20 protein-coding genes are annotated in these 24,302 nt (G+C 40.1%); 17 read left to right on the forward strand and 3 right to left on the reverse strand.

From position 1 onward, the window contains the following. The first annotated feature begins 202 nt into the window (after positions 1 to 202). Positions 203 to 835 (forward strand): helix-turn-helix domain-containing protein, encoded by a 633-nt coding sequence (locus tag IGL24_RS05810; RefSeq protein WP_207115680.1) that lies wholly within the window; start codon positions 203 to 205, stop codon positions 833 to 835. A gap of 132 nt (positions 836 to 967) precedes the next feature. On the opposite strand, the gene IGL24_RS05815 is transcribed toward IGL24_RS05810, so the two are convergent. Continuing rightward, positions 968 to 1,312, reverse strand: coding sequence for a DUF3788 family protein (locus IGL24_RS05815; protein WP_206857526.1), 345 nt, complete (start codon positions 1,310 to 1,312; stop codon positions 968 to 970). 224 nt (positions 1,313 to 1,536) lie between these two features. Between IGL24_RS05815 and IGL24_RS05820 the strand changes: the two genes are divergently transcribed. Then, positions 1,537 to 2,307, forward strand: coding sequence for an aminoglycoside phosphotransferase family protein (locus tag IGL24_RS05820; protein WP_206857524.1), 771 nt, complete (start codon positions 1,537 to 1,539; stop codon positions 2,305 to 2,307). A 96-nt stretch (positions 2,308 to 2,403) separates the two neighbouring features. Here IGL24_RS05820 and IGL24_RS05825 read toward each other — a convergent pair whose 3' ends face one another. Next, positions 2,404 to 3,261, reverse strand: coding sequence for an AraC family transcriptional regulator (locus IGL24_RS05825; RefSeq protein WP_206857515.1), 858 nt, complete (start codon positions 3,259 to 3,261; stop codon positions 2,404 to 2,406). A 164-nt stretch (positions 3,262 to 3,425) separates the two neighbouring features. Between IGL24_RS05825 and IGL24_RS05830 the strand changes: the two genes are divergently transcribed. The 12 genes from IGL24_RS05830 (at position 3,426) to IGL24_RS05885 (ending at position 18,128) form a co-directional block, all read left to right on the forward strand. Then, entirely contained in the window at positions 3,426 to 4,766 is a 1,341-nt protein-coding gene (locus tag IGL24_RS05830) for a PTS sugar transporter subunit IIC (RefSeq protein WP_207699971.1), read from the forward strand. 91 nt (positions 4,767 to 4,857) lie between these two features. Next, positions 4,858 to 6,639: a glycoside hydrolase family 35 protein gene (locus IGL24_RS05835; protein ID WP_207699961.1), complete on the forward strand. Its 1,782-nt coding sequence runs from the start codon at positions 4,858 to 4,860 to the stop codon at positions 6,637 to 6,639. Between the two features lie 496 nt (positions 6,640 to 7,135). Beyond that, on the forward strand, positions 7,136 to 7,996 hold the full coding sequence (gene ylqF / locus IGL24_RS05840) for a ribosome biogenesis GTPase YlqF (RefSeq protein ID WP_206857504.1): 861 nt from the start codon (positions 7,136 to 7,138) through the stop codon (positions 7,994 to 7,996). Further along, positions 7,989 to 8,756, forward strand: a complete 768-nt coding sequence (locus IGL24_RS05845) for a ribonuclease HII (RefSeq protein ID WP_206857502.1) — start codon at positions 7,989 to 7,991, stop codon at positions 8,754 to 8,756. Before ylqF ends, IGL24_RS05845 begins: the two co-directional genes overlap by 8 nt. Positions 8,757 to 8,811: 55 nt before the next feature. After that, positions 8,812 to 9,669 (forward strand): DNA-processing protein DprA, encoded by an 858-nt coding sequence (dprA, locus tag IGL24_RS05850; RefSeq protein WP_206857500.1) that lies wholly within the window; start codon positions 8,812 to 8,814, stop codon positions 9,667 to 9,669. A 127-nt stretch (positions 9,670 to 9,796) separates the two neighbouring features. Next, positions 9,797 to 11,875 carry a type I DNA topoisomerase gene (topA, locus tag IGL24_RS05855; protein WP_207115677.1) on the forward strand — a complete coding sequence of 693 codons (2,079 nt, stop codon included), beginning with the start codon at positions 9,797 to 9,799 and terminating at the stop codon, positions 11,873 to 11,875. Positions 11,876 to 11,897: 22 nt separating this feature from the next. After that, positions 11,898 to 13,223: an FADH(2)-oxidizing methylenetetrahydrofolate--tRNA-(uracil(54)-C(5))-methyltransferase TrmFO gene (gene trmFO / locus IGL24_RS05860; RefSeq protein ID WP_207699962.1), complete on the forward strand. Its 1,326-nt coding sequence runs from the start codon at positions 11,898 to 11,900 to the stop codon at positions 13,221 to 13,223. Positions 13,224 to 13,458: 235 nt separating this feature from the next. Then, positions 13,459 to 14,397: a tyrosine recombinase XerC gene (gene xerC, locus IGL24_RS05865; RefSeq protein ID WP_206857475.1), complete on the forward strand. Its 939-nt coding sequence runs from the start codon at positions 13,459 to 13,461 to the stop codon at positions 14,395 to 14,397. Positions 14,398 to 14,421: 24 nt separating this feature from the next. Further along, positions 14,422 to 14,970, forward strand: coding sequence for an HslVU peptidase proteolytic subunit (gene hslV / locus IGL24_RS05870; RefSeq protein WP_206857465.1), 549 nt, complete (start codon positions 14,422 to 14,424; stop codon positions 14,968 to 14,970). Between the two features lie 11 nt (positions 14,971 to 14,981). After that, positions 14,982 to 16,379 carry an ATP-dependent protease ATPase subunit HslU gene (gene hslU / locus IGL24_RS05875; RefSeq protein ID WP_206857458.1) on the forward strand — a complete coding sequence of 466 codons (1,398 nt, stop codon included), beginning with the start codon at positions 14,982 to 14,984 and terminating at the stop codon, positions 16,377 to 16,379. Positions 16,380 to 16,394: 15 nt separating this feature from the next. Then, positions 16,395 to 17,186, forward strand: coding sequence for a GTP-sensing pleiotropic transcriptional regulator CodY (codY, locus tag IGL24_RS05880; protein ID WP_206857456.1), 792 nt, complete (start codon positions 16,395 to 16,397; stop codon positions 17,184 to 17,186). Positions 17,187 to 17,252: 66 nt separating this feature from the next. Further along, a complete protein-coding gene (locus IGL24_RS05885; RefSeq protein WP_206857454.1) occupies positions 17,253 to 18,128 on the forward strand; it encodes an aldose 1-epimerase family protein in 876 nt (291 codons plus the stop codon). A 125-nt stretch (positions 18,129 to 18,253) separates the two neighbouring features. Here IGL24_RS05885 and plsY read toward each other — a convergent pair whose 3' ends face one another. Continuing rightward, a complete protein-coding gene (plsY, locus tag IGL24_RS05890) occupies positions 18,254 to 18,889 on the reverse strand; it encodes a glycerol-3-phosphate 1-O-acyltransferase PlsY (RefSeq protein WP_206857453.1) in 636 nt (211 codons plus the stop codon). Positions 18,890 to 18,987: 98 nt separating this feature from the next. Between plsY and IGL24_RS05895 the strand changes: the two genes are divergently transcribed. From IGL24_RS05895 to parC, 3 genes are all read left to right on the forward strand, one after another. Beyond that, the gene (locus tag IGL24_RS05895) at positions 18,988 to 19,413 is read left to right on the forward strand and encodes a CoA-binding protein (RefSeq protein WP_207699963.1); all 426 of its coding nucleotides are present in this window, start codon (positions 18,988 to 18,990) and stop codon (positions 19,411 to 19,413) included. A gap of 279 nt (positions 19,414 to 19,692) precedes the next feature. Beyond that, positions 19,693 to 21,738, forward strand: coding sequence for a DNA topoisomerase IV subunit B (gene parE / locus IGL24_RS05900; RefSeq protein WP_206857451.1), 2,046 nt, complete (start codon positions 19,693 to 19,695; stop codon positions 21,736 to 21,738). An 11-nt stretch (positions 21,739 to 21,749) separates the two neighbouring features. Next, on the forward strand, positions 21,750 to 24,200 hold the full coding sequence (parC, locus tag IGL24_RS05905; protein WP_207699964.1) for a DNA topoisomerase IV subunit A: 2,451 nt from the start codon (positions 21,750 to 21,752) through the stop codon (positions 24,198 to 24,200). Positions 24,201 to 24,302 lie beyond the last annotated feature (102 nt).

Below are 24,302 nucleotides of genomic sequence, written 5' to 3' on the forward strand. Positions count from 1 at the left end.
CTTGATGTTATTTTTTGGTAAACGTTTACTACTAAATGATAAGCGTCAAACTGCTAGATTTCAACCAGAAAAACCTTATTTTAACGTGTGTCACAGATTGTGGCATCCGATTTTTTCGAAAGATCATACTAGACACTAGAAATATCTTTCAAGTTTTTTTATTAAATGGTTAAATGTTAGATAGAGTGAAGGAGGAGATGAAATGGAGTTTGGAAAAATCTTAAAAGAAAAAAGAAAACAGTTAGGGATCACTCAAGAAGATTTGGCAAAAAAATTGAATGTCAGTCGATCAGCGATCTCAAATTGGGAAATAGGTAGAAACTATCCAGATATACATACCTTAGTAGAAATATCGGCACTTTTAGCTGTTTCTTTAGATGAACTACTAGAGAATACAGATGCGATTGAGGAAGCAGTAGAATCGGAGCTGAAACAGAAACGACGACTGAAGAAAATGGTGGTCGGCATATCAACTTGTTTTGCGATCTTTTTGGCAATGGGGATTTTGTATTTTATGACGAATCAACCCAAAATCGAATGGGCTCAAGCAAAGACGACTACATCTGGTGAAGTGGTGCTTTTCAACAAAAAAGATATTAAAGAGATCAATCTATCAGATAAAAAATTATCGATCGTCTTTGATTTACCGGATGAAAATCACTATGCAGGTTACTACGTAGATGGTAGTGAGCAATTGGGAGAAGTCAACTTGGATATTTATAAAATGCAAAATTCTGAGATCAGCAAGCATGGAGTCGATCACGACGGTCTTGTTGAGATCGACCTTAGCAATTTTACAAGAGTAAAAAAAGTCAATATCAATCATGCACAATAGAAAAAATATCAAGTACTAGTGAAAAAATTTAGTTAGAAAAGCAAGCTTCGTGAAGTGATCGCTGATTCAATCACTGCACGAAACTTGCTTTTTTAGATTATGCAGAGTTTTTTGGTCGATGTCAGGATAGGATCATTTTGTGCTTATTTCCTCATAACGCTGAATGACTGCCAGTTTTGCTTCTTCCAAAACTTTCTCATCACGAACTTCAAAGGAACGGCCAGGGATCAGAACCAAAAGGTATCCTGCTTGAGGGTAAATGGTGCAAAGTATTTTACCATGTTTGCGGTATTTGATATTCCAACCTCGCCAAATATTTTTGTCCATTCTACAGTTTGAGTAAGCATACTTGGGTTTGATCTTATATCCTTCAGTCAGGTACTCATTTAGTTTCGAAAAAAGCTCGGGATCGGTAAATTCCTTGATTTCAGCTTCTGTAGGTTGAGTTTCTTTATCAAAGTTTTCGTAATTAAGCATATACTTTCTCCTTTTTTTATTTATTAAGTAGAGAGATCTTCAGAAATTAACTCAGTCGTTGCATAGAAGAGTCAGCTTCTTTCGTTTTAATGTAAACGATTTCTTAAAATGATTATAACAAATGAGAGATCATTTGAAAAACCATCGTCCATTCGCATGTTTTTCAAATATATAGGGGAATCAATATGGTAAACTGATTAAAAGAGCTGAAAGTGAGGATTCAGATGATCGAAAAGAAACCAAAAGGACGTGACGGTGTAGTTATCCAAGAAGAGCATGTGATTCGTCCAAAAAAAGTTTGGTCAGAGGATGTTCAAAAGTTTTTAAGGTATCTGAGAGAAAAAGGTGTAGATTATGTCCCAGAACCGTATGGCTATGATGAACAAGGAAATGAAGTGGTTTCTTATCTGGCTGGTGAGGTCTATGACTATCCGTTACCACCACAACTGTTGACGGATGCTGCTATTTGTTCCGCAGGGCGATTGCTAAGAAATTTTCACGATCAAAATCAAGCCTATCTTGCTTTTTTGAGCGGGGAAGAAAAATGGATGCTCCAGTCATTCGGGGAGCCTGAGGTGATGTGCCATAATGACTTTGCTCCATATAATGTGACAACAGAAAATGGTCTAGCCATTGGTATCATTGATTTTGACACAATAGCTCCCGGGTCAAGAATTTGGGATGTGAGCTATGGTGCCTATCGTTGGGTACCTTTGGAGTCGGCACAAGAAACCCTGATCACGGACGAAGCTTGTCTTCGGTTGAAAAAATTTATTGAAGCTTATGGCCTTCATGAATCTGCCTATCCAGACTTGATTCCTACGATGGTCAAACGCCTCGCTTATATGATTGCGTTCATTACTTATGCAGCCGAAAGTGGCGAAGCAAATTTTCAAACAAATATTCAAGATGGGCATACAAAAAAATATGAACAAGATATTCATTGGTTGCTAGAAAATGAGGAAAAGATTTTAAAAGAGTTACAAAGAAAATAAAAGATGAACTTGCTTGAAGAAGCATACTCGAGTAACCAGGCGACATCCACGAATATTGGTGGGTGCCGCCTGGTTGAAGTCGTTTAGAAATCACGTTCATTTAAATCGAATATTTTTCAATTGCTCTTTATCTAGTTTTCTGAATTTGGAAGGACAGTAACCCATGTTTTTGGAAAAAGTTTTTGAAAACAAAAACTCATCTTTGTAGCCAATCCTGTGCGCGATTTCTTTGATGGTTGCATCAGAATCGAGTAGTAGATCGACAGAGACTCTCATTCTGTGGTTAGTGATTATTTTTTTAGGGCTCGAATGAAATTTAGACATACATAATTTGTACAATTGGCTATAACTTATATTAAAATGTTCAGCGATGTTTAGCGGGGAAATATTGTCCATATAATGATTATTTATGTAATCAACAATATTAACCTCAGTAGGTCTATTTGTGTTTAAAGAAGGTAGTAAAAAAGTCTTTTTGATCCGGTACAAAAAATCATATAAAGCGGCTGTATTTCGAAGCTCTTTTAAAGACTCAGATTCATCGATCTGTTCTCTGTTATCTTGTATGATCTCTAGCATGATTTTTTTTATATTGCTCGTCATATCATCAGTTAAGGTTGCGGTATGCTTATTTACGAGTGTTGTTTCGTCTAGAAAATCGAAAATTTTTTCTCCTTGAACACCTAACCAAATCAGTGTCCATGGCTGTGCTTTATCTGTATAATATCTCACTTTTTGTCCTTGGAAAAAAAAGAAAACATTATTTTTTTTTAGTTCATAATGTTGTCCATCTACTTCTAAGAAACCTTTGCCAGATAAGACATAATGAAATATCCATTTTTGCTGAACAGTATACCTGCGAACAGTAGAGTTTGCTTGGTAAGATTCATATCCGCATTGAGAGAGCGAAATAGGGGTTGCAATTGATTGACTATGGTACCAAAAATCTTCCATTACTTCCATCCTTTAAATTATCATTTGTGAAGAAAATTCCATGTTTTAAGTATAAAATATCATGTTCAAAAGTTCAATTCGAATGTATACTCTTTTCGTGGATAGCGCTTCCAACATGTTTTTTTATATTTTTGAAAGTGGTGAATAGAGTGAGTAGTAAAATAATGGATGGGATTCAGAATAAAATTTTACCCATTGCGACTAAAATTGGTAACCAACGATTTTTAGTTGCGCTTAGAGATTCTTTTATAGGAACGATGCCTGTAGTAATGACAGGTTCGATTGCTATACTGATCAATGCATTTTTAGTTGACATTCCTAGTCAATTCAATTTAGAAAATATCACAGCGATGTTCCAATGGTGGGTGGATATCAATAGTTTAGTTTTTAAAGGAAGTATCTCAGTTGTTGCTTTACTCTTTATTTATTGTTTAGGTGTAAATATTGCGAAAATATACAATATCGATACATTATCTTCTGGTTTAGTTGCTTTATCGGCCTTTATTATTTCGATTGGAAATTCTATGACTTCAACTTATAGTCTAACGAATACTGGGAATGCTGATCTTTCAAGTCTATTTAAAGGAATCGATGGCATAACAGTAACAGGAAATAACTTGAATGTGACGATCACAGGGTTACTGCCTGGTGCGCAAATCAATTCAAATGGATACTTTACAGCGATAATCGTAGGTTTTCTTTCTTCGATTGTTTTCTGTAAATTAATGGGGAAAAATTGGACGATAAAATTACCAGAGACAGTTCCTCCTGCGATTGCCAAACCTTTTTTATCGATCATTCCGGCTCTTGTTTCTTTATATGTAGTTGGTGTTATCACTTATTTCTTCAGCCAAATCACTGGCTCGTTACTGATCGATTGGATCTATAGAGTGTTACAAACGCCATTGTTAGGTTTATCGCAAAGCTTCTTTGCTGTAGTGTTAGTCGCTGTATTGACGCAATTTTTCTGGTTTTTTGGTATTCACGGTGGAAATGTGATGGCACCGATCATGGAGGGCGTGTTTGGCGTCGCTTTGCTAGCTAACTTAGAAGCTTTCCAAAACAATGAACCAATTCCATATGTTTGGACAAGTGCTTCATATGGTTCATATGTTTGGTATGCGACGTTAGGTTTGTTGATCGCTATTTTTTGGTTCTCAAAAAATGGTCATTACAAAGAAGTGGCTAAGTTAGGCGTTGCTCCATGTCTGTTCAATATTGGGGAACCAGTGATGTATGGACTACCTACAGTATTGAATCCACTTTTGTTTATTCCTTTCATTCTTTGTCCAGCTGTAATGTCTAGTGTGGCATATTTAGCAACTGATCTAGGCTGGGTTTCTCCAGTGACACAGAATGTCACGTGGGTCATGCCCCCTGTTTTATATGGCTTCTTTTCAACCGGTTTTGATTGGCGAGCCATTGTCTTATCACTTGTAAACTTAACTTTAGCTACTCTGATCTATTTACCATTTGTCAAAATGGCGGATAAGGAAGCGGTATAATTTTAGTTGCTTGATAAATAAACAAATCACCCAAGTGAAAAAGTAACTTTTTAAATTAAAAAATGGAAATTTTGACCAGAAAGAAGTAAATATGCAAATGTTTGAGATACAAGAAGAGTTTTTATTAGATGGAAAACCAGTAAAATTGATCAGTGGAGCGATCCATTATTTTCGAATGACACCGGCACAGTGGGAAGACAGTTTATACAATTTGAAAGCTCTCGGTGCGAACACGGTAGAAACCTATATTCCTTGGAATTTACATGAACCGATCGAAGGGGTCTATGATTTTGAGGGAATGAAAGATATCGTTGCTTTTGTGTCATTGGCACAAGAACTGGGCTTGATGGTCATCCTACGTCCATCCGTCTACATTTGTGCCGAATGGGAATTCGGTGGGTTACCAGCATGGCTCTTGAAAGAAAAAGGACGATTACGCTCGACTGATCCACATTTCATGGCAAAAGTACGCACCTATTTCAGTGTACTTTTGCCCAAATTAGTACCTCTACAGGTGACTCATGGTGGACCAGTCATCATGATGCAAGTCGAAAATGAGTACGGTTCTTATGGGATGGAAAAAGAATACTTGCGCCAAACTAAGCAATTGATGGAAGAGTTTGGGATCGATGTTCCGTTATTTACCTCAGACGGGGCATGGGAAGAAGCATTGGATGCGGGTACATTGATTGAAGAGGATGTATTCGTGACTGGAAATTTTGGGAGTCATTCCAAAGAAAATGTTGCAGTGATGAAAGCATTTATGGCAAAGCATGAGAAAAATTGGCCAATAATGTGCATGGAATACTGGGACGGCTGGTTCAATCGTTGGGGCGAACCGATCATCAAGCGTGACGGGCAAGAGCTAGCGAATGAAGTCAAAGAGATGTTGACGTTAGGTTCTTTGAATCTTTATATGTTTCATGGAGGAACTAACTTTGGTTTTTACAATGGTTGTTCCGCTCGTGGGGTTCTTGATTTGCCGCAAATAACAAGTTATGACTATGATGCTTTATTGACCGAAGCTGGTGAGCCAACTGAGAAATATTTCCATGTGCAAAGAGCGATTAAAGAAGTCTGTCCTGAAGTATGGCAAGCTGAGCCTCGCAAGAAGGTTTTCGGTACATTAGGAAATTATCCAGTGACCAACAGTGTATCGTTACTCGCAATCAAAGATCAGATCATGACACCACAAGAGACGATATATCCATTAACGATGGAAGAAGCAGGTACTGGCTATGGCTACATACTTTATTCAGCCAGTATCAAAAACTATCATCATGAAAACAAATTAAAAGTCGTTGACGCCGGTGATCGTTTGCATATTTTCGTTGACGGCAGGCTACAAGCAATCCAATATCAAGAAACGCTCGGCGAAGAAATAATGATCAATGATATGCCGGAGACAGAGTGGATTGAACTGGACGTTTTAGTGGAAAACTTAGGTCGGGTAAACTATGGCTTCAAATTAAATAGTCCTACGCAAGCAAAGGGCATACGTGGTGGAATCATGCACGACATCCATTTCCATCAAGGATATTTGCAATATGCGTTGACGTTGTCCGAAGAGCAACTACAAAAAATCGATTACACAGCAAATAAAAATGCCACACAACCTTCTTTTTATCAGGTTGAATTCGCGTTGGAAACCCTTAGTGATACTTTTATCGATTGTAGTGATTATGGTAAAGGTGTAGTGATCGTCAATGGCATCAATCTAGGACGGTACTGGCAAAATGGCCCGATCCATTCTTTGTACTGCCCAAAAGAATTTTTGAAAAAAGGATCAAACGAAATCGTGATTTTTGAAACCGATGGGGTAGAGATCAAGGAACTTATCTTTTGTGAGCAACCAATGATCAGCAAAAAGTAAATTTGAACGTTAGGGTTTCAACTAGGGAATGTGTCCTTCTCCTTTTGACTTTATCGAGGCTATGGAGTGGATAACACCAACTAACTCTTATATATTTGGATGGAAAGACGTTTAAAAAAAGATATATGACATTGCTGGAAACACGTAGACAAGAAACTACGTGTTTTTTCTTTTTTAAAAGTTCTAGTCCTTAAAACATAGCTGCGCTTAGAACGTAGTATAGTTGATTCTACGGATTACTTGAGGATGAATCGTGGGAATGGTCAAACGATCAGGGGGAAGCTTGCTGCATGAAGGGAAAGATGGCAGATATTCACTATTTAACTGATTTATGGTAAAATGCGAAAGATACTTGGTTATAAGAGATTGTTCAGGGATAATCTTTTTATTTTATGGAAAAGATAAGTTATCCATCGTTCTCCCCAGTTACACGTTACTTGGATTTATGGGAAAAACGCTCTTAAAACCTTGATATGAAAGGAGTGGCCTTAAAGAAATGACTATCCAATGGTTCCCAGGGCATATGGCGAAAGCCAGACGTGAAGTTTCAGAAAAAATGAAGTATGTCGATATCGTTTTTGAACTAGTCGATGCACGCTTGCCTTTATCTTCACGTAATCCAATGCTAGACCAGATCATTCAACAAAAACCAAGACTTGTTCTGTTGAACAAAGCAGATTTAGCCGATCCACAACAAACAAAATTATGGCAACAATATTTTAGAAAACAAGGACATCAAGCCTTAGCAATCACTGCACAGGAAAGTAAAGGAATCAAGGCGTTGATTCCTGCTGCAAAAGAAGCACTGAAAGAAAAGCGGGAAAGAGATGCAGCTCGTGGGATCAAACCTCGAGCGATCCGCGCGATGGTCTTAGGTATCCCCAATGTAGGGAAATCGACCTTGATGAATCGATTAGTTGGTAAAAAAATCGCGCAGACAGGAAATAAACCTGGTGTAACGAAAGGGCAACAATGGCTTCGTTTAGGTAGTGAATTAGAACTCTTGGATACACCGGGAATTTTATGGCCTAAGTTTGAAGATGAGGAAATCGGGAAGAAATTAGCATTGACTGGCGCGATCAAAGATCAATTGGTCCACCTTGATGATCTAGCGATTTACGGTTTAGATTTCTTTGCCCGTTATTACCCAAATAAAATCAGTGAACGTTATGGATTGTCACCAGAAGAAGAGCAACAAATCGCACCTGAACTTTTGATGACGATCACGCAACGTAGAGGGTATCGAGATGATTATGACCGTGGGAGCGAGCTAGTGGTCTTTGATATTCGCCAAGGAAAACTAGGCCGCTATACTTTGGATCGCTGTGAGGAAATGGAAGAGACTACGCATGAGTGAATCCATCCAAAGCATCAAAGAAAGACTGAAACAAATCACAACCTTAGATGATCCAGTGGTCACTCAACTAAGATTGGATGAGCGAAAAGGTGTGCAGCAAGCGTTGCTCTCTTTTGAAAAGCGCTTGGCAAAAGAAGCACTGATCCGAGAAAAATATGAAACGATGTCTTTCTATGAAAAAGAAGGGTACGCACAAGGGCATCAACTGATTGCTGGCATCGATGAAGTCGGCAGAGGTCCGTTAGCTGGTCCTGTTGTCTCCGCAGCAGTTATTTTACCTAACGATGTTTCAATCTATGGTTTGAATGATTCAAAGCAACTTTCGGAGAAAAAGCGGGAAGAATTGTACGAGCAGATCCAAGAAAAAGCTCTCTCGATCGGTATCGGTGTGATCGATGAACAGACGATCGATCGTGTCAATATTTACGAAGCAAGTAAATTAGCGATGTGTGAAGCGGTGAAACAATTGACCCCTCAACCTACGTATTTATTGATCGATGCAATGACGTTAGATTTACCGATTGCACAAAATAAACTGATCAAAGGGGATGCTCGCTCGATCTCGATCGCAGCTGCAAGTATTATTGCGAAAGTCTATCGTGATCGATTGATGAAGGAATATGAGGAACAATACCCTGGCTACGGTTTTGCGAAAAATGCAGGTTACGGTACCAAAGAGCATCTCTTAGGATTAGCGCAACACGGTATTACACCGATCCATCGTAAAAGCTTTGCACCAGTCAAACAATATTTATCATAAACAATGCGCCGCTTTTCACGTATCTTATTAAAAAGATTAGAAAAGGTGGCGCTTTATGATTTTTCACAATGAGTTTATTACGAAATTAGCACTGGTCAAAGGTCTGAGCGGACCACAAAAATGGCTTGTGATCCAGCATCTATTGGTGGAGAAGAAAGCGTGGCTTTCGATCGATGAAATACTGACAGTCGTTCGTTTCCATCGTTCAAAAGAGCAATTTTATGAAAATTGGCAGCAGATCAACGATACGTGGCGGCAAGTAATAAGAGGGAACCCGTACATAACTTTTCTTGATCCGATTTACCCTCCCCAACTGCTTCACTTGGCAAATCCTCCGATCATCTTGTTTTACCAAGGAGACCTTTCGTTGTTGCAACGAAAAATGATTGCTGTTGTTGGGGGTAGAGAAACTTCTGGGTACGCGAAAAAAATAGTTGAAGAAGTTCTTGCCCCTGTGATCGATCAACACTATGTGATCGTTAGCGGTTGTGCAAAAGGCGTGGATACTTATGCGCATCAAGTAACGATGCGTCGATCAGGTAGGACGATCGCAGTGATCGGTACCGGGATCAACCAGAGTTATCCGAAAGAAAACCAACAACTGCAACGAGAGATTGCGCGTAATCATCTTTTATTGAGTGAGTTTCTACCAGATGCGCGTCCTCAAAAATTTCATTTCCCAATGAGAAACCGACTGATTGCTGCTTTGTCACAAGGGATTTGCGTGATTGAGGCAAGAGCAAAAAGCGGATCGCTGATTACCGCAGAGCAAGGGTTAGAGATCGGACGACCAATTTTTTCTATCCCTGGGAATATTTTGACAGGACAATCGACTGGCTGTCACCAATTGATCCAAGATGGAGCAATATGTACATTTTCGGGCCAAGATATCCTGAATGAATTGGAATCATAACGATTGATTTATTATTGCTTTCCTTGACAAACGTTTTCTGAATGGATATGATAAGCTACGATTTGTAAAAAGTCCTTGTGGCATATATATAGTAGGAACCCGAAAATGGAAAGGAGTCCATTCAGGAATGGCATATAAATATTTAGTGATCGTAGAATCACCTGCAAAAGCCAAGACGATTGAAAAATATCTTGGCCGTAATTATAAAGTAATGGCTAGTGTAGGACATATTCGTGACTTACCTAAGAGTAAGATGGGGATCGATTTTGAAAATAATTATGAACCGCATTATATCTCGATTCGAGGTAAAGGCGATGTGATAAAGAGTCTCAAAGCAGCGGCAAAAAAAGCACAAAAAGTTTACCTCGCAAGTGACCCGGATAGAGAAGGGGAAGCAATTGCTTGGCATTTGGCCTATTTATTAGGCTTGGATCTAAACGATAAGAATCGGGTTGTCTTCAATGAAATCACCAAGGATGCAGTCAAGGCGGCATTTAAAGAGCCACGTTCGATCGATGTGGATCTTGTTGATGCGCAACAAGCACGTCGAACGCTTGACCGTATCGTTGGTTATTCGATTAGTCCGATCTTATGGCGTAAAGTGAAGAAAGGATTGAGTGCTGGTCGGGTCCAATCGATCGCATTGAAGATCATCATTGAACGCGAAAAAGAAATCCGTGATTTCACACCGGAAGAGTATTGGAGTATTGACGGAAACTTTAAGAAAGAACGCAAGAAATTCAAAGCGAACTTTTGGGGAGTTGACGGGAAAAAGAAAAAACTTTCTGATGCTGAAACTGTAAAAGAAGTGACTGACCGTATCACTGGCAAAGAGTTTGCTGTGACAAAAGTTGAAAAGAAAGAACGCAAGCGAAACCCAGCGAATCCTTTTACGACAAGTAGCCTGCAACAAGAAGCGGCACGTAAACTGAATTTCAGAACACGTAAAACGATGATGGTCGCGCAACAGTTGTATGAAGGAATCTCACTCGGGAAGCAAGGAACGATCGGGTTGATCACTTATATGCGTACCGATTCCACACGGATCGCTGACACTGCAAAAGCGGAAGCCGCAACATTTATCGAAGAAACTTATGGGAAAGAATTCTCGAGTCATTCAGAACGTAAAGCAGCAAATTCTAAAGGCGCACAAGATGCCCATGAAGCGGTCCGTCCGACAAGTGCATTGCGTACACCTGATGACTTGAAACAATACTTGGATAAAGACCAATTAAAATTGTATACGTTGATCTGGTCACGTTTTGTTGCCAGTCAAATGACACCAGCTGTCTTAGATACGATGAAAGTGACGTTGGAACAAAATGATGTCAGATTCATTGCGAACGGCTCAAAAATCAAGTTCAAAGGATTTATGCAAGTCTACGTTGAAGGTCGCGACGATGGGAAAGAAGACAAAGAAAATATTTTACCAGAGTTAGCAGAAGGCGATACAGTGCAATCGGTCGATATCGAACCGAAACAACATTTCACTCAACCGCCTGCTCGCTATAGCGAAGCGACATTGATCCGTGCGTTGGAAGAAAATGGGGTAGGTCGTCCATCGACTTATGCGCCAACATTAGATACGATTCAACGACGTTACTATGTGAAATTGACACAAAAACGTTTTGAACCGACTGAATTAGGAGAAATCGTCAATTCGTTGATCTGCGAATTCTTCCCGCAAATCGTGGATATCCATTTCACAGCTGAAATGGAAGATGACTTGGATAAAGTCGAAGAAGGAAAAGAAGAGTGGATCGAAGTCGTCGATCGTTTTTATAAACCATTTGAAAAAGAATTATCGAATGCCGAAGAAAAAATCGAGAAAATCCAGATCAAAGATGAACCAGCTGGCTTTGATTGTGATTTGTGTGGGCATCCTATGGTGATAAAATTAGGGAAGTATGGTAAATTCTATGCATGTAGTAATTTTCCGGATTGCCGTAATACCAAACCGATCGTTAAAGAGATCGGAGTCACTTGTCCAGTTTGTCATGAAGGACAAGTCATCGAACGTAAATCCAAGAAAAATCGTCTTTTCTATGGCTGTTCTCGCTTCCCTGAATGTGAATTCACGTCATGGGAAAAACCAATCGGCAGAAATTGTCCGAAATGTGATCATTATCTAGTCGAGAAAAAAGTCAAAGGCGGTAAACAAGTCGTTTGTACGAATGGTGATTACGAAGAAGATGTGCAAAAATAAAGAAATGAGAAGAGGTTTTTAGTTGGAAAACGTGAATGTTGTAGGTGCAGGCCTAGCAGGAAGCGAAGCAGCATGGCAAATCGCTCAAGCAGGTGTACCTGTGAAGTTATATGAAATGAGACCAGTGAAAAAGACAGAAGCCCATCATACAGATAATTTTGCTGAATTAGTCTGTTCAAATTCTTTAAGAGGGAATAGTCTGGCGAACGCAGTTGGCTTATTAAAAGAAGAAATGCGTCGCTTAGATTCAGTGATCATCCATTCAGCCGATGAAACAGCAGTTCCTGCGGGTGGTGCGTTAGCGGTTGACCGTGATTCATTTTCTGAAACGATCACTCGTAAGGTCAAAGAGCATCCTTTAGTCACAGTAGTGAATGAAGAGATCACTGAGATTCCAGAGGGGATCACAGTAGTTGCTACAGGACCTTTGACTTCTCATCCTTTAGCAGAAAGCATCAAAGCATTTAATGGCTCAGACGGTTTTTATTTCTATGATGCTGCTGCACCGATCGTCGATAAAGCAACGATCGACATGGACAAAGTATATTTAAAATCACGTTATGACAAAGGGGAAGCTGCTTACTTGAACTGTCCAATGACAGAAGAAGAATTCAAAGCTTTCCATGACGCGTTAGTGAATGCTGAAGTCGCAGAATTGAAATCCTTCGAAAAAGAAAAATATTTTGAAGGCTGTATGCCAATCGAAGTAATGGCGCAACGCGGCTTTAAGACAATGTTGTTTGGTCCAATGAAACCAGTTGGCTTGGAAGATCCAAAAACAGGCAAAAGACCTTACGCAGTCATCCAGCTAAGACAAGACAATGCGGCCGCTTCTCTTTACAATATCGTAGGTTTCCAAACCCATTTGAAATGGGGCGAACAAAAGCGTGTATTCCGTATGATCCCAGGTTTAGAGAATGCAGAGTTCGTACGCTACGGTGTAATGCACCGAAATAGTTTCATGAACTCACCAGAGCTATTGAAACCGACCTACCAATCAACAAAGCGTGAGGATCTGTTTTTCGCAGGACAAATGACCGGTGTAGAAGGTTATGTTGAAAGTGCGGCAAGTGGCTTACTTGCAGGAATCAATGCTGCTCGTCTAGCCAAAGGACTGGAACCTGTCGTTTTACCGCAGGAAACAGCGATGGGAAGTATGGCGTACTACATTACCCATGCAGAAGGCAAACATTTCCAACCAATGAATGCAAACTATGGATTGTTCCCAGAATTGCCTGAACGTATCCGTGATAAGAAGTCTCGTTACGAAGCAATTGCCGAACGTGCCTTAGCAGCCAATGAAAAAGTGAAGCAAGGATTATTGAATGAGGAATTTGCTTCTCGTTAAACGGATGTTATGTAATAAGTCGAAGTTTCTCTGAATGGTGTTCACCATTTATGAGTGCTTCGGCTTATTTCTCGGCAGTCCTCTTGAATTGAGTCACTCTTTAAGATAACTAAGGTTTTTTAATGCGGTTTTTAGTTTCCTCAGCCCTTATTTGTCAAGTAAATTGGCTAAATTGTGAACAAACTTAGAAATATTGATTAAATTCTGACAATTTGTTTGTTTTTTCTCTAGGGCTATGCTAAATTTATTTTGGGATCAAAAGGTAGGTGTAAAAAGAATGAAATCAACTTTGCAAGAAGATTTTTTGCGTTATTTAATTATTGAGCGTGGTTATTCAGAAAAAACAAAATCAGCCTATGAAGAAGATATCAACGATTTTCAGCGATTCTTAGCGGAATCGGGCGAATCTGATCTGCTGAAAGTAAGCTATTTGGACGTGAGAGTGTATTTGAGCTATCTGTCAGATAAATCATACAGTCGAAATTCAGTCAGTCGAAAAATCGCAAGTTTACGTTCCTTTTATCAATACCTTCTGCGTGAAGAAAAAATTGCAGAAAACCCATTTTCGTATGTTCACTTAAAGAAAAAAAATGTCAAACTACCGCGTTTTTTTTATGAGAATGAGATGCAAAGTTTATTTGAAAGTGTCACTGGGGATAGTCCTCTAGCACTTAGAGATCGAGCGTTACTTGAAGTTCTCTACGGATCAGGTATCCGATTGAGTGAATGTAGCCAATTGACGATGTCTGCCATCGACTTTGGGACAGAGGTGATGTTGATCCATGGAAAAGGAAATAAAGAACGTTATGCGCCGTTGGGTTCATTTGCGCAAGATGCTTTGCAAGAGTATTTTGCCAAGGGACGCAGCTTCTTAATGACGAAATACCATAAGTCACATGACCATGTCTTTGTAAATCATCATGGAGAACCGATCACACCTACTGGTATTGAATATGTATTAAACCAAATCATCAAAAAAAGTAGTTTGGATAGCGATATCCATCCTCACATGCTACGTCATACTTTTGCGACGCACCTATTGAACAACGGTGCGGATATGCGTACGGTGCAAGAACTTTTAGGTCATGCGAATTTATCCACGACCCAAATCTATGCGCATGTCACAAAAGAAAGTTTACAAAAAAATTATCGCTCGTTCCATCCACGAGCGTGACCACATTTTTAGGAGGAAACAACTATGGTAGAATCACAGTTTCATTCAACAACCATTTGTGCAGTTGAAAAAAACGGTAAATTCGCGATGGCTGGCGATGGCCAAGTCACAATGGGCGAATCAGTCGTCATGAAAGGCAGTGCTAGAAAAGTACGTCGTATCTACAATGGAGAAGTAGTTGTCGGCTTTGCTGGAAGTGTTGCCGACGCGTTTACTTTAGAAGAAAAATTTGAAGGCAAACTCAATGAATATAACGGAAATTTGCAAAGAGCAGCCGTTGAATTAGCCCAAGAATGGCGCACACAACAATCGATGCAAAAATTAGAAGCGATGCTGATCGTGATGAACGATAAAGAAATGTTGCTTGTTTCAGGTACAGGTGAAGTCATCACACCGGATGATGGCATCTTAGCCATCGGTTCTGGTGGAAACTTTGCTTTAGCTGCCGCACGAGCAATGAAGAACTATGCTCAAAATGACATGAGTGCAAAAGAAATTGCTGAAAATGCGCTGAATATTGCCGCAGATATCTGTGTCTTTACAAATCACAACATTATTGTGGAAGAATTATAGAGGTGAAGGATATGTATGAATTAAAACAAACACCAAAACAAATCGTCAGTGAGTTAGATCAATATATCATTGGCCAACAAGCAGCAAAAAAATCAGTGGCAGTTGCCCTTAGAAATCGTTATCGCCGTCTGCAATTAGACGAAAAAATGCAACAAGACATCACACCAAAAAACATGTTGATGATCGGACCAACTGGGGTTGGTAAAACAGAGATCGCGCGTCGTTTGGCGAAGATCGTCAATGCGCCTTTTGTCAAAGTTGAAGCAACGAAGTTTACGGAAGTTGGATATGTAGGACGTGACGTTGAGTCAATGGTTCGTGATCTTGTCGAAAATGCGATCCAAATCGTTGAAAAAAGTCAATATAGCCGCGTTCGCCCGCAAGCGAAGAAAAATGCGGAAAAACAATTAGTGAAAATTCTTGTACCTGGCATCAAAAAAGAGCAAAAACAATCAAACAACCAATTTGAACAAATGATGAATATGTTCAACGCTTCGCAACAACCGGCAGAAACGCAAGAAGAAGTGACCGAAGAGATTCGAGTGAATCGTCGCACAGTGTTAGAGCAATTGCAAAAAGGCTTGCTTGACAACCGAGAAGTGACGATCGAAGTACAAGATCAAAAGAAACCTGCACCAATGATGAACAATGGACTGGAACAAATGGGGATCGATTTGAACGAAACACTAGGCGCTTTGACACCTAAGAAAAAAATCGAACGTACAGTGACAGTCAAAGAAGCATTGGAGTTATTGATCAAAGAAGAGTCTGCCAAATTAGTCAATGATGCGGATATCCACAGCGAAGCAATCAAATTGGCTGAATCAAGCGGAATTATCTTCATTGATGAAATCGATAAGATCACCTCTAAATCCCAACAATCTGGGGAAGTATCAAGAGAAGGTGTGCAAAGAGATATCTTGCCGATCGTAGAAGGATCACAAGTCAATACGAAATACGGCGCATTACAAACAGACCATATTCTGTTTATCGCTTCAGGAGCGTTCCACTTGTCAAAACCAAGTGACTTGATTCCTGAATTACAAGGTCGATTCCCGATCCGTGTTGAGTTAGATGATTTAACAGCTGAGGATTTTGTCAAGATCTTGACTGAACCAAACAATGCATTAGTCAAACAATATATTGCGTTGATCGGTACCGAAAATGTAACTGTTACGTTTACGAAAGAAGCCATCGAACGCATTGCTCAGATTGCTTATGATGTGAACCGTGATACAGACAATATCGGCGCACGTCGTTTGCACACGATTTTAGAGAAATTGTTGGAAGACTTGTTGTTTGAAGCACCAGAAATGCAAATGGGAGAAATCACCATTACAGAAGCCTATGTCGATGATAAATTAGGATCAATTGCGGCGAATGAAGACTTGAGTCGCTATATATTATAAAATCGGAGGAAAAAAATGACGGATTTGTTGACGAACACTCGAAAGATAAACAAATTATTGCAACAAAAAAATACGTTTGATATGCAGGCGGATTTACCTTACGATAAAATGGCGGTCACTTTAGGTGCTGTTTTAGATAGCAATACGTATATCATTGGCAGTGAAGGGGTTCTACTTGGTTACAATGAACGACACGATGTGAATAATGATCGTGTGAAGACAATGTTTGTACAAAAACAATTTCCTGATGCGTACACGGAAACGGTCGATTTGATCACAAAAACAGAAGCAAATATCCCAATTACAAGTGATATGACGGCATTTCCTTTTGAAAGCCGTGAAAAATATCCTTTTGGCTTAACGACAGTTGTGCCGATCTTTGGTGCCGGTGAACGATTGGGAACCATTATTTTAGCAAGAATGGAGCAAGCATTTACCGATGAAGACCTTGTGTTAGCAGAATATGGCGCAACGGTAGTAGGGATGCAGATCCTTTATCAAAAATCACGAGATATCGAAGCAGATGTCCGTAGTACGACTGCTGTCCAAATGGCGATCAATACGTTATCATACAGCGAATTGAAAGCAGTACAAGCCATTTTTGATGCGTTAGAAGGCAACGAAGGACGTTTGACTGCCTCAAATATTGCAGATAAGATCGGCATCACTCGCTCGGTGATCGTGAATGCCTTACGTAAACTTGAATCAGCTGGTATCATTGAATCTCGTTCACTAGGCATGAAAGGGACGTATTTAAAAGTATTGAATGCTCGGTTTAAAGACGAGCTAACGAAGCATAGTTATTAAATGGAAACTTTCTCAGACATTTACTGCTTGACGCAGTAAATGTCTGAGAAAAGATGGAGGATGACGATGACTGTTATAATTCAAAATGATCAGCTGATTGCTGAGATTTCGGAACATGGAGCAGAATTGATCAGTTTGAAATCGAAAGAACATGATCTGGAATATATATGGCAAGGCGATCCTAAGTACTGGGGAAGACATGCCCCCGTTCTTTTTCCTATCGTTGGACGTTTGAAAAACGATCAGTATACGTATCAAGGAAAAACGTATTCGATGGGACAACACGGTTTTGCTCGTGACATGGATTTTGAAGTTGCTGAACACGACAAAGAACGTGCGAAGTTCGTACTGAAAAGTACCCCTGAAACAAAAGAAAACTATCCGTTTGATTTTGAACTAGTATTAGTTTATGAACTAGGCGGAGATGGGATCACTGTTCATTACCAAGTTGAAAACATTGGGGAAGAAGAGATGTATTTCTCCATTGGCGGTCATCCGGCATTCAATGTGCCATTAGAAGAAGGGTTGACGTTTGAAGACTTTTATTTGGCTTTTTCTCCTAGAAAATCACGTTTACGTTTACCATTATCTGGACCATTCATCGATATGGAACAAAAAACGATTGGTCAAACGAATACGAATCTTGCATTGATGCGTGATCTGTTTGATCAAGATGCGTTAGTATTTGAAACAAGAGGCTTGAATGCGTATAGTATCCGTAGTGAAAAATCAAGTCACAGTGTCACACTGAGCTACAAAGATATGCCTTATGTCGGCATTTGGTCGCCGTATCCAAAAGAAGCGCCATTTGTCTGCATCGAGCCTTGGTTCGGGATTGCTGACACCGTCAACAGTACTGGTCAGTTGATCGAAAAAGCGGGAATCAATCAATTGGGTGCGCACGAATTATTCAAGACGAAATATTCGATCACTGTGAAATAACCTAAGCTCCAGAAAACCTTTCGCTTTCAGTTAGTTCGACAATAAAAAATGCCTTCTGAACAAATGAGTCGCTAGTTGGCGCTCAAATGTGTTAGAAGGCATTGTTTTTCATTGATCGAAAGCGATCATTTCTTTTTACTGCTATTCAAACCGAATGGGATCCGGCTTTCTGTTTTATTCTTGATTCGTTTGATGTTGTCTTTATGACGGTAAAAAATAAAAGCGGAGACACCACAAGCAATGAGTGTCAAAAGTAAATTTGGTTCTGGCAAGATCGCTGGCGCAACGTACGGCAAAAAGATCGTGGATAAAGTGATCAAGACCGCGCTGATCATACTCGTTAAGCTCACCATACTTGTACAATATAAACTGATCACAAAGATCGCAGACGAGTAAATAAAGAAGAGTGGATTGAAGCCTAACAACATACCGGCACTTGTCGCTACCGCTTTGCCACCTTTGAACTTTGCGAAGATCGGAAATGTATGTCCTAAGATCGCGCATACCCCAAACCATAGTGGATTGACGGAAGTAACATGGAAAATGACTGGTAAAGCAGTGGCTAAAGTTCCTTTTAAAATGTCCATGAACAATACAACTGTTCCAGCAGTTTTTCCTAAAACACGGAAAGTATTCGTCGTGCCCATATTCCCACTACCATGTTCGCGGATGTCTTTTTTAAAAAAGATTTTACCAACCCATACTCCGGATGGAATGGAACCCAAAAGATATGCTACAATAAACAATAAGATTATTTTCATTTTTTAACCTCTTTCAAGTTGAAACTAATGTATATTTTAGCATGAAAGAATGCTTCAAACAATCGAAAAAAATTGAACGATCGAAAGGAGTCATCCATATGTCATTTAAAAATCCAGAACAAGCAACCATCTTTCGCTATCTCCAAGAAGCAAAAACGATCGCAGTCGTTGGTTTAAGTAATAAGCCTGAACGGACAAGTTATCAAATCGCGCAATTATTACAAGAACATGGCTATCGTATCATTCCAGTCAATCCTGTTTTAGCAGGTGAAGAAGTGCTTGGTGAACCTGTTGTGGCGCAACTGACGGATATCAATGAACCGATCGATATCGTGGATATTTTCCGTCGTAGTGAGTTTTTACCGGAAGTGGCAGCCGATTTCTTGAAAACAAATGCGAAGGTCTTCTGGGCACAGCTAGGTATTGAAAATGAAGAAGCTGCTGAAATGCTCCAAGCTGCTGGAAGAAATGACATCGTCATGGATCGCTGCATCAAGATCGAGCTAGCGAAGATGGAGCAATAAACACGAGAAGTATCGGGAGAGCACATTCAGATACGCAATAAAGTAACTTCTCGGAAACCTGTTAACTAAGTATGAGAAGAACGCATGTTGACCGATTGTTGATTTTTAAAAAAGAGTAAGGGATCGTTGCCATCGGTCTAGTTGATAGAAAAGGATGAAAAAGCGGGAGAGTTGGTTGTTTCTTGTAATTCTGACCTTCCCTCTTTTTTTTTGAGGACTTTTCTAGTATGATAAGCGTGGTGCGGTTATCCCGCAAGTATTATTGAAGGAGCGTTTGCCTTGGCAAAGAAAATTAAAAATGAATACAATGATGCCTCGATCCAAGTTCTTGAAGGATTAGAAGCAGTAAGAAAACGACCAGGGATGTATATCGGGTCGACTGATAGCCGAGGCTTGCATCATTTAGTCTATGAAATCGTTGATAATGCCGTAGATGAAGCTTTATCAGGCTACGGGAATGAAATCGCTGTAACGATCCACGAAGACAACAGTGTGACTGTTACAGATAGTGGTCGTGGAATGCCAGTTGGAATGCACGCTTCAGGGATTCCAACGGTTGAAGTCATCTTCACTGTATTGCATGCTGGCGGTAAGTTTGGCCAAGGAGGATATAAAACCTCTGGTGGGCTGCATGGTGTCGGTGCTAGTGTCGTCAATGCGTTGTCTAAATGGTTAACGGTGACGATCGTTCGTGATGGCATCGAATACCAACAAACATTCAAGCAAGGTGGAAAACCAGACGGAACATTGAAAAAAATCGGTAAAACGAAAAAAGCTAATGGCACGTCTGTTCATTTCTTACCAGATGATAGTATCTTCTCAACCACTAAATTCTCTTATGATACCTTGTCTGAACGTTTAAGAGAATCAGCGTTTCTGTTGAAAGGTGTAAAAATCACATTAACCGATCTAAGAGGCGATGAAAAGGTTCAAGAAGTCTTTCATTACGAAGAAGGAATCAAAGAATTTGTTGCGTATCTAAATGAAGAAAAAGATACGTTGACTCCAGTGGTCTATTTCTCTGGCGAAAAAGAAGGCATCGAAGTCGAAGTGGCTTATCAATATAACGACGGTTATTCTGAAAATGTACTATCGTTTGTCAACAACGTTCGAACGAAAGATGGCGGTACGCATGAAGTCGGTATGAAAACAGCGATGACCAAAGCATACAATGAATATGCGCGAAAAGTCGGCTTGTTGAAAGAAAGAGATAAGAACTTAGAAGGTAGTGACTTCCGAGAAGGTCTTGCAACAGTCTTGTCGATCCGTGTACCTGAACATTTGCTTCAGTTTGAAGGGCAAACAAAAGAAAAATTGGGGACACCGATTGCTCGCTCAGTTGTTGATAATGTCATGAGCGAGCAAATGGGCTTCTATTTGCAGGAAAACAGCGAGATGAGTCAGATGTTGGTCCGCAAGGCAATCAAAGCCAGAGAAGCACGTGAAGCGGCTCGTAAGGCGAGAGAAGAAAGCCGTAACGGCAAAAAACGGAAAAAAGGCGAATCTTTGCTTTCTGGAAAATTGACACCAGCACAATCGAGAAATCCCAAGAAAAATGAATTGTATCTTGTCGAAGGAGATTCAGCTGGTGGTTCAGCCAAACAAGGAAGAGATCGGAAATTCCAAGCGATCTTACCACTTCGAGGAAAAGTCATCAATACCGAAAAAGCTAAGATGCAAGACATTTTGAAAAATGAAGAAATCAATACGATGATCTATACGATCGGTGCGGGCGTTGGCCCTGAATTTTCGATTGAAGATTGCAACTATGACAAAATCATCATCATGACCGATGCGGATACCGATGGTGCCCATATCCAAGTCTTATTGCTGACATTTTTCTATCGCTATATGAAACCTTTGATCGAAGCAGGCAAAGTTTACATTGCATTACCTCCTTTGTATAAAGTGTCAAAAGGCCAAGGGAAAAAACAAGTGATTGAATATGCTTGGACGGATGATGAATTAGCGGCAGTGATCAAAAATATCGGTAAAGGATACATGTTGCAACGGTATAAAGGTCTTGGTGAAATGAATGCCGAACAATTATGGGAAACAACAATGGACCCAGCGACTCGGACATTGATCCGTGTTAGGATCGACGATGCCGCACAAGCAGAGCGACGAGTAACAACGCTGATGGGCGATAAAGTCGAACCACGTCGTAAATGGATCGAAAACCATGTGCAATTCAGCTTAGAAGAAGAACGCAGCATTTTAGACAAAAAAGAAGAAACGGATACTTCCTCTTCAGTCTCTAATGAATTGCTAGATGAAGAACGCATAGAAGAAAACCAAAATGAACAATCAGTTGATGTAGAATAGGAGGTCACCTAATGGAAGAACGTCAAGAAATCCAAGAGTTAACGTTAGAAGAAGTGATGGGTGACCGCTTCGGACGTTACTCGAAATATATCATCCAAGAACGTGCGTTGCCCGATATCCGAGATGGCTTGAAGCCTGTTCAACGCCGTATTTTATTTGCGATGAACAAGGACGGCAATACGTTTGACAAAGGATTCCGTAAATCAGCGAAATCTGTTGGGAATATCATGGGTAATTACCACCCTCATGGAGATAGTAGTATCTATGATGCAATGGTTCGTATGAGTCAAGATTGGAAGCTGCGAGAAGTACTTGTGGAGATGCACGGCAACAACGGAAGTATGGATGGTGATCCACCAGCGGCCATGCGTTATACAGAAGCACGTTTATCGCAGCTCAGTGGTGAGATGCTCGCTGATATCGAAAAGAATACGGTCGATCTTGTTTGGAACTTTGATGATACTGAAAAAGAACCGACCGTATTACCAGCAAGATATCCCAACCTGTTAGTCAATGGCTCAACGGGGATTTCTGCGGGATATGCGACTGAGATCCCAACGCATAACCTTGCTGAAGTCATCGATGGGACGGTCTATATGATCGACCATCCACAAGCCAGCTTAGACAAATTGATGGAATTCATTCCTGGGCCTGATTTTCCAACAGGAGGTATTTTGCAAGGAAAAGATGAAATCAAGAAAGCTTATGAAACCGGTCGTGGCAAAGTCATCTTACGCTCAAAGACCTCGATCGAATCAATCAAAGGAAACAAACAACAGATCGTGATCACTGAGATCCCTTATGAAGTGAACAAGGCAACACTTGTCAAAAAAATGGATGAGATCCGCTTGAATAAAAAAATCGATGGGATCGCAGAAGTTCGTGACGAAAGTGATCGTACGGGTCTACAGATCGTTGTTGAATTGAAAAAAGACGCAAATGCCCAAGGGATCTTGAATTATTTATTCAAGAATACCGAATTGCAGATCAACTATAACTTCAATATGGTCGCAATCGACCACATGACGCCTCATCAAGTCGGCTTGAAAGATATTTTAAGTAGTTACATCGAGCATCGTAAACAAGTGATCACTAAGCGTAGTCAATTTGACCTAGAAAAAGCTCAAAAAAGACAACATATCGTCGAAGGTCTGATGAAAGCTTTATCGATTTTAGATGAAGTGATCGCAACGATCCGTGAAAGTAAAGATAAAAAAGACGCAAAACTTAATTTGGTCCAAATGTTCCAGTTTACAGAAGAACAAGCGGAAGCCATCGTTACTTTACAACTGTACCGTTTAACGAATACAGACATCACAGAGTTGCGTCGTGAATCGCAAGAATTGATCGCTCTGATCACGGAATTGAATAAAATTCTTTCAAATGATAAAGAGCTGTTTTCTGTCATGAAAAAAGAACTTCGTGAAGTCAAGAAGAAATACGCTTCCTCTCGTTTGACGATGATCGAAGAGGAAATCGAAGAAATCAAGATCGACACACAAGTACTGGTTGCGCAAGAAGATGTCATCGTCAGTGTGACGCGTGAGGGGTATGTGAAACGGACGAGTCTCCGTTCTTATAGTGCCTCAAAACCAGAAGAAATCGGAATGCGTGAAGGAGACTATCTGCTATATGCAGGTGAACTGAACACCTTGGATCACGTTTTGTTAGTCACGAATAAAGCCAATGTGATCTATCGTCCCGTCCATGAACTGCCAGATTTGAAATGGAAAGATGCTGGGGAGCATATCTCTCAAACGATTTTGAATCTTGCGGTCGATGAATCGATTTTAGCAGTCTTCCCATATCAGAAGATCGATTCTGAAAAAACATTTGTATTCATCAGTAAAAATGGCTTGATCAAACAGACACGGATGACCGATTTTGAACCATGGCGTACGTATAAGAGCCGTCCGTTGAGTGGGATGAAGTTAAAAGCTGGGGAAGATGAATTAGTAGCTGTCTATCTTGAGAAAGAACAGACTGATCGAGATGTTTTCTTAGTTACACATCAAGGCATGGGCCTACGTTACCCATTGACGGAAGTACCTGTTGTTGGCACAAAAGCCGCAGGTGTCAAATCGATCAACTTGAAAGAAGAAGATTATGTCGTCAATGGCTTACTCGTCTTGGCAGAAGGCGATACGCCAATCGTCATCATTAGTCAGCGAGGTGCTGTAAAACGCATGCTTGCGCAAGAAATCAGTCAGACTTCTCGTGCCAAACGAGGCGTAGCTGTTTTACGAGAACTGAAGAAACAACCACATCGAGTCGTTTATATGTCTGAAGGACACGCGAAAACGATCACTATGATCAATCAAAAAGGACAAGAAACTACGATCGATCCGACGGACTATCCGATCGGAGGCCGTACATCTAATGGCTCTTTTGTCATCGACGAGAAAAAAGGTGGAGAAGTGCAGATGGTCATCGATTCACCAATGATCGAGATTGAGGATTAACTGTTACAGTTTCGGGCTATTCTTTTTATATTAAAAGAAAATTAATACTTGCACAAACAAAATATGAATAGATTCACAAGCTGTAAATGTTGATTTAACAAC

The organism is Enterococcus sp. DIV2371, assembly GCF_050498525.1.
Lineage (GTDB): Bacteria > Bacillota > Bacilli > Lactobacillales > Enterococcaceae > Enterococcus_B > Enterococcus_B mangumiae.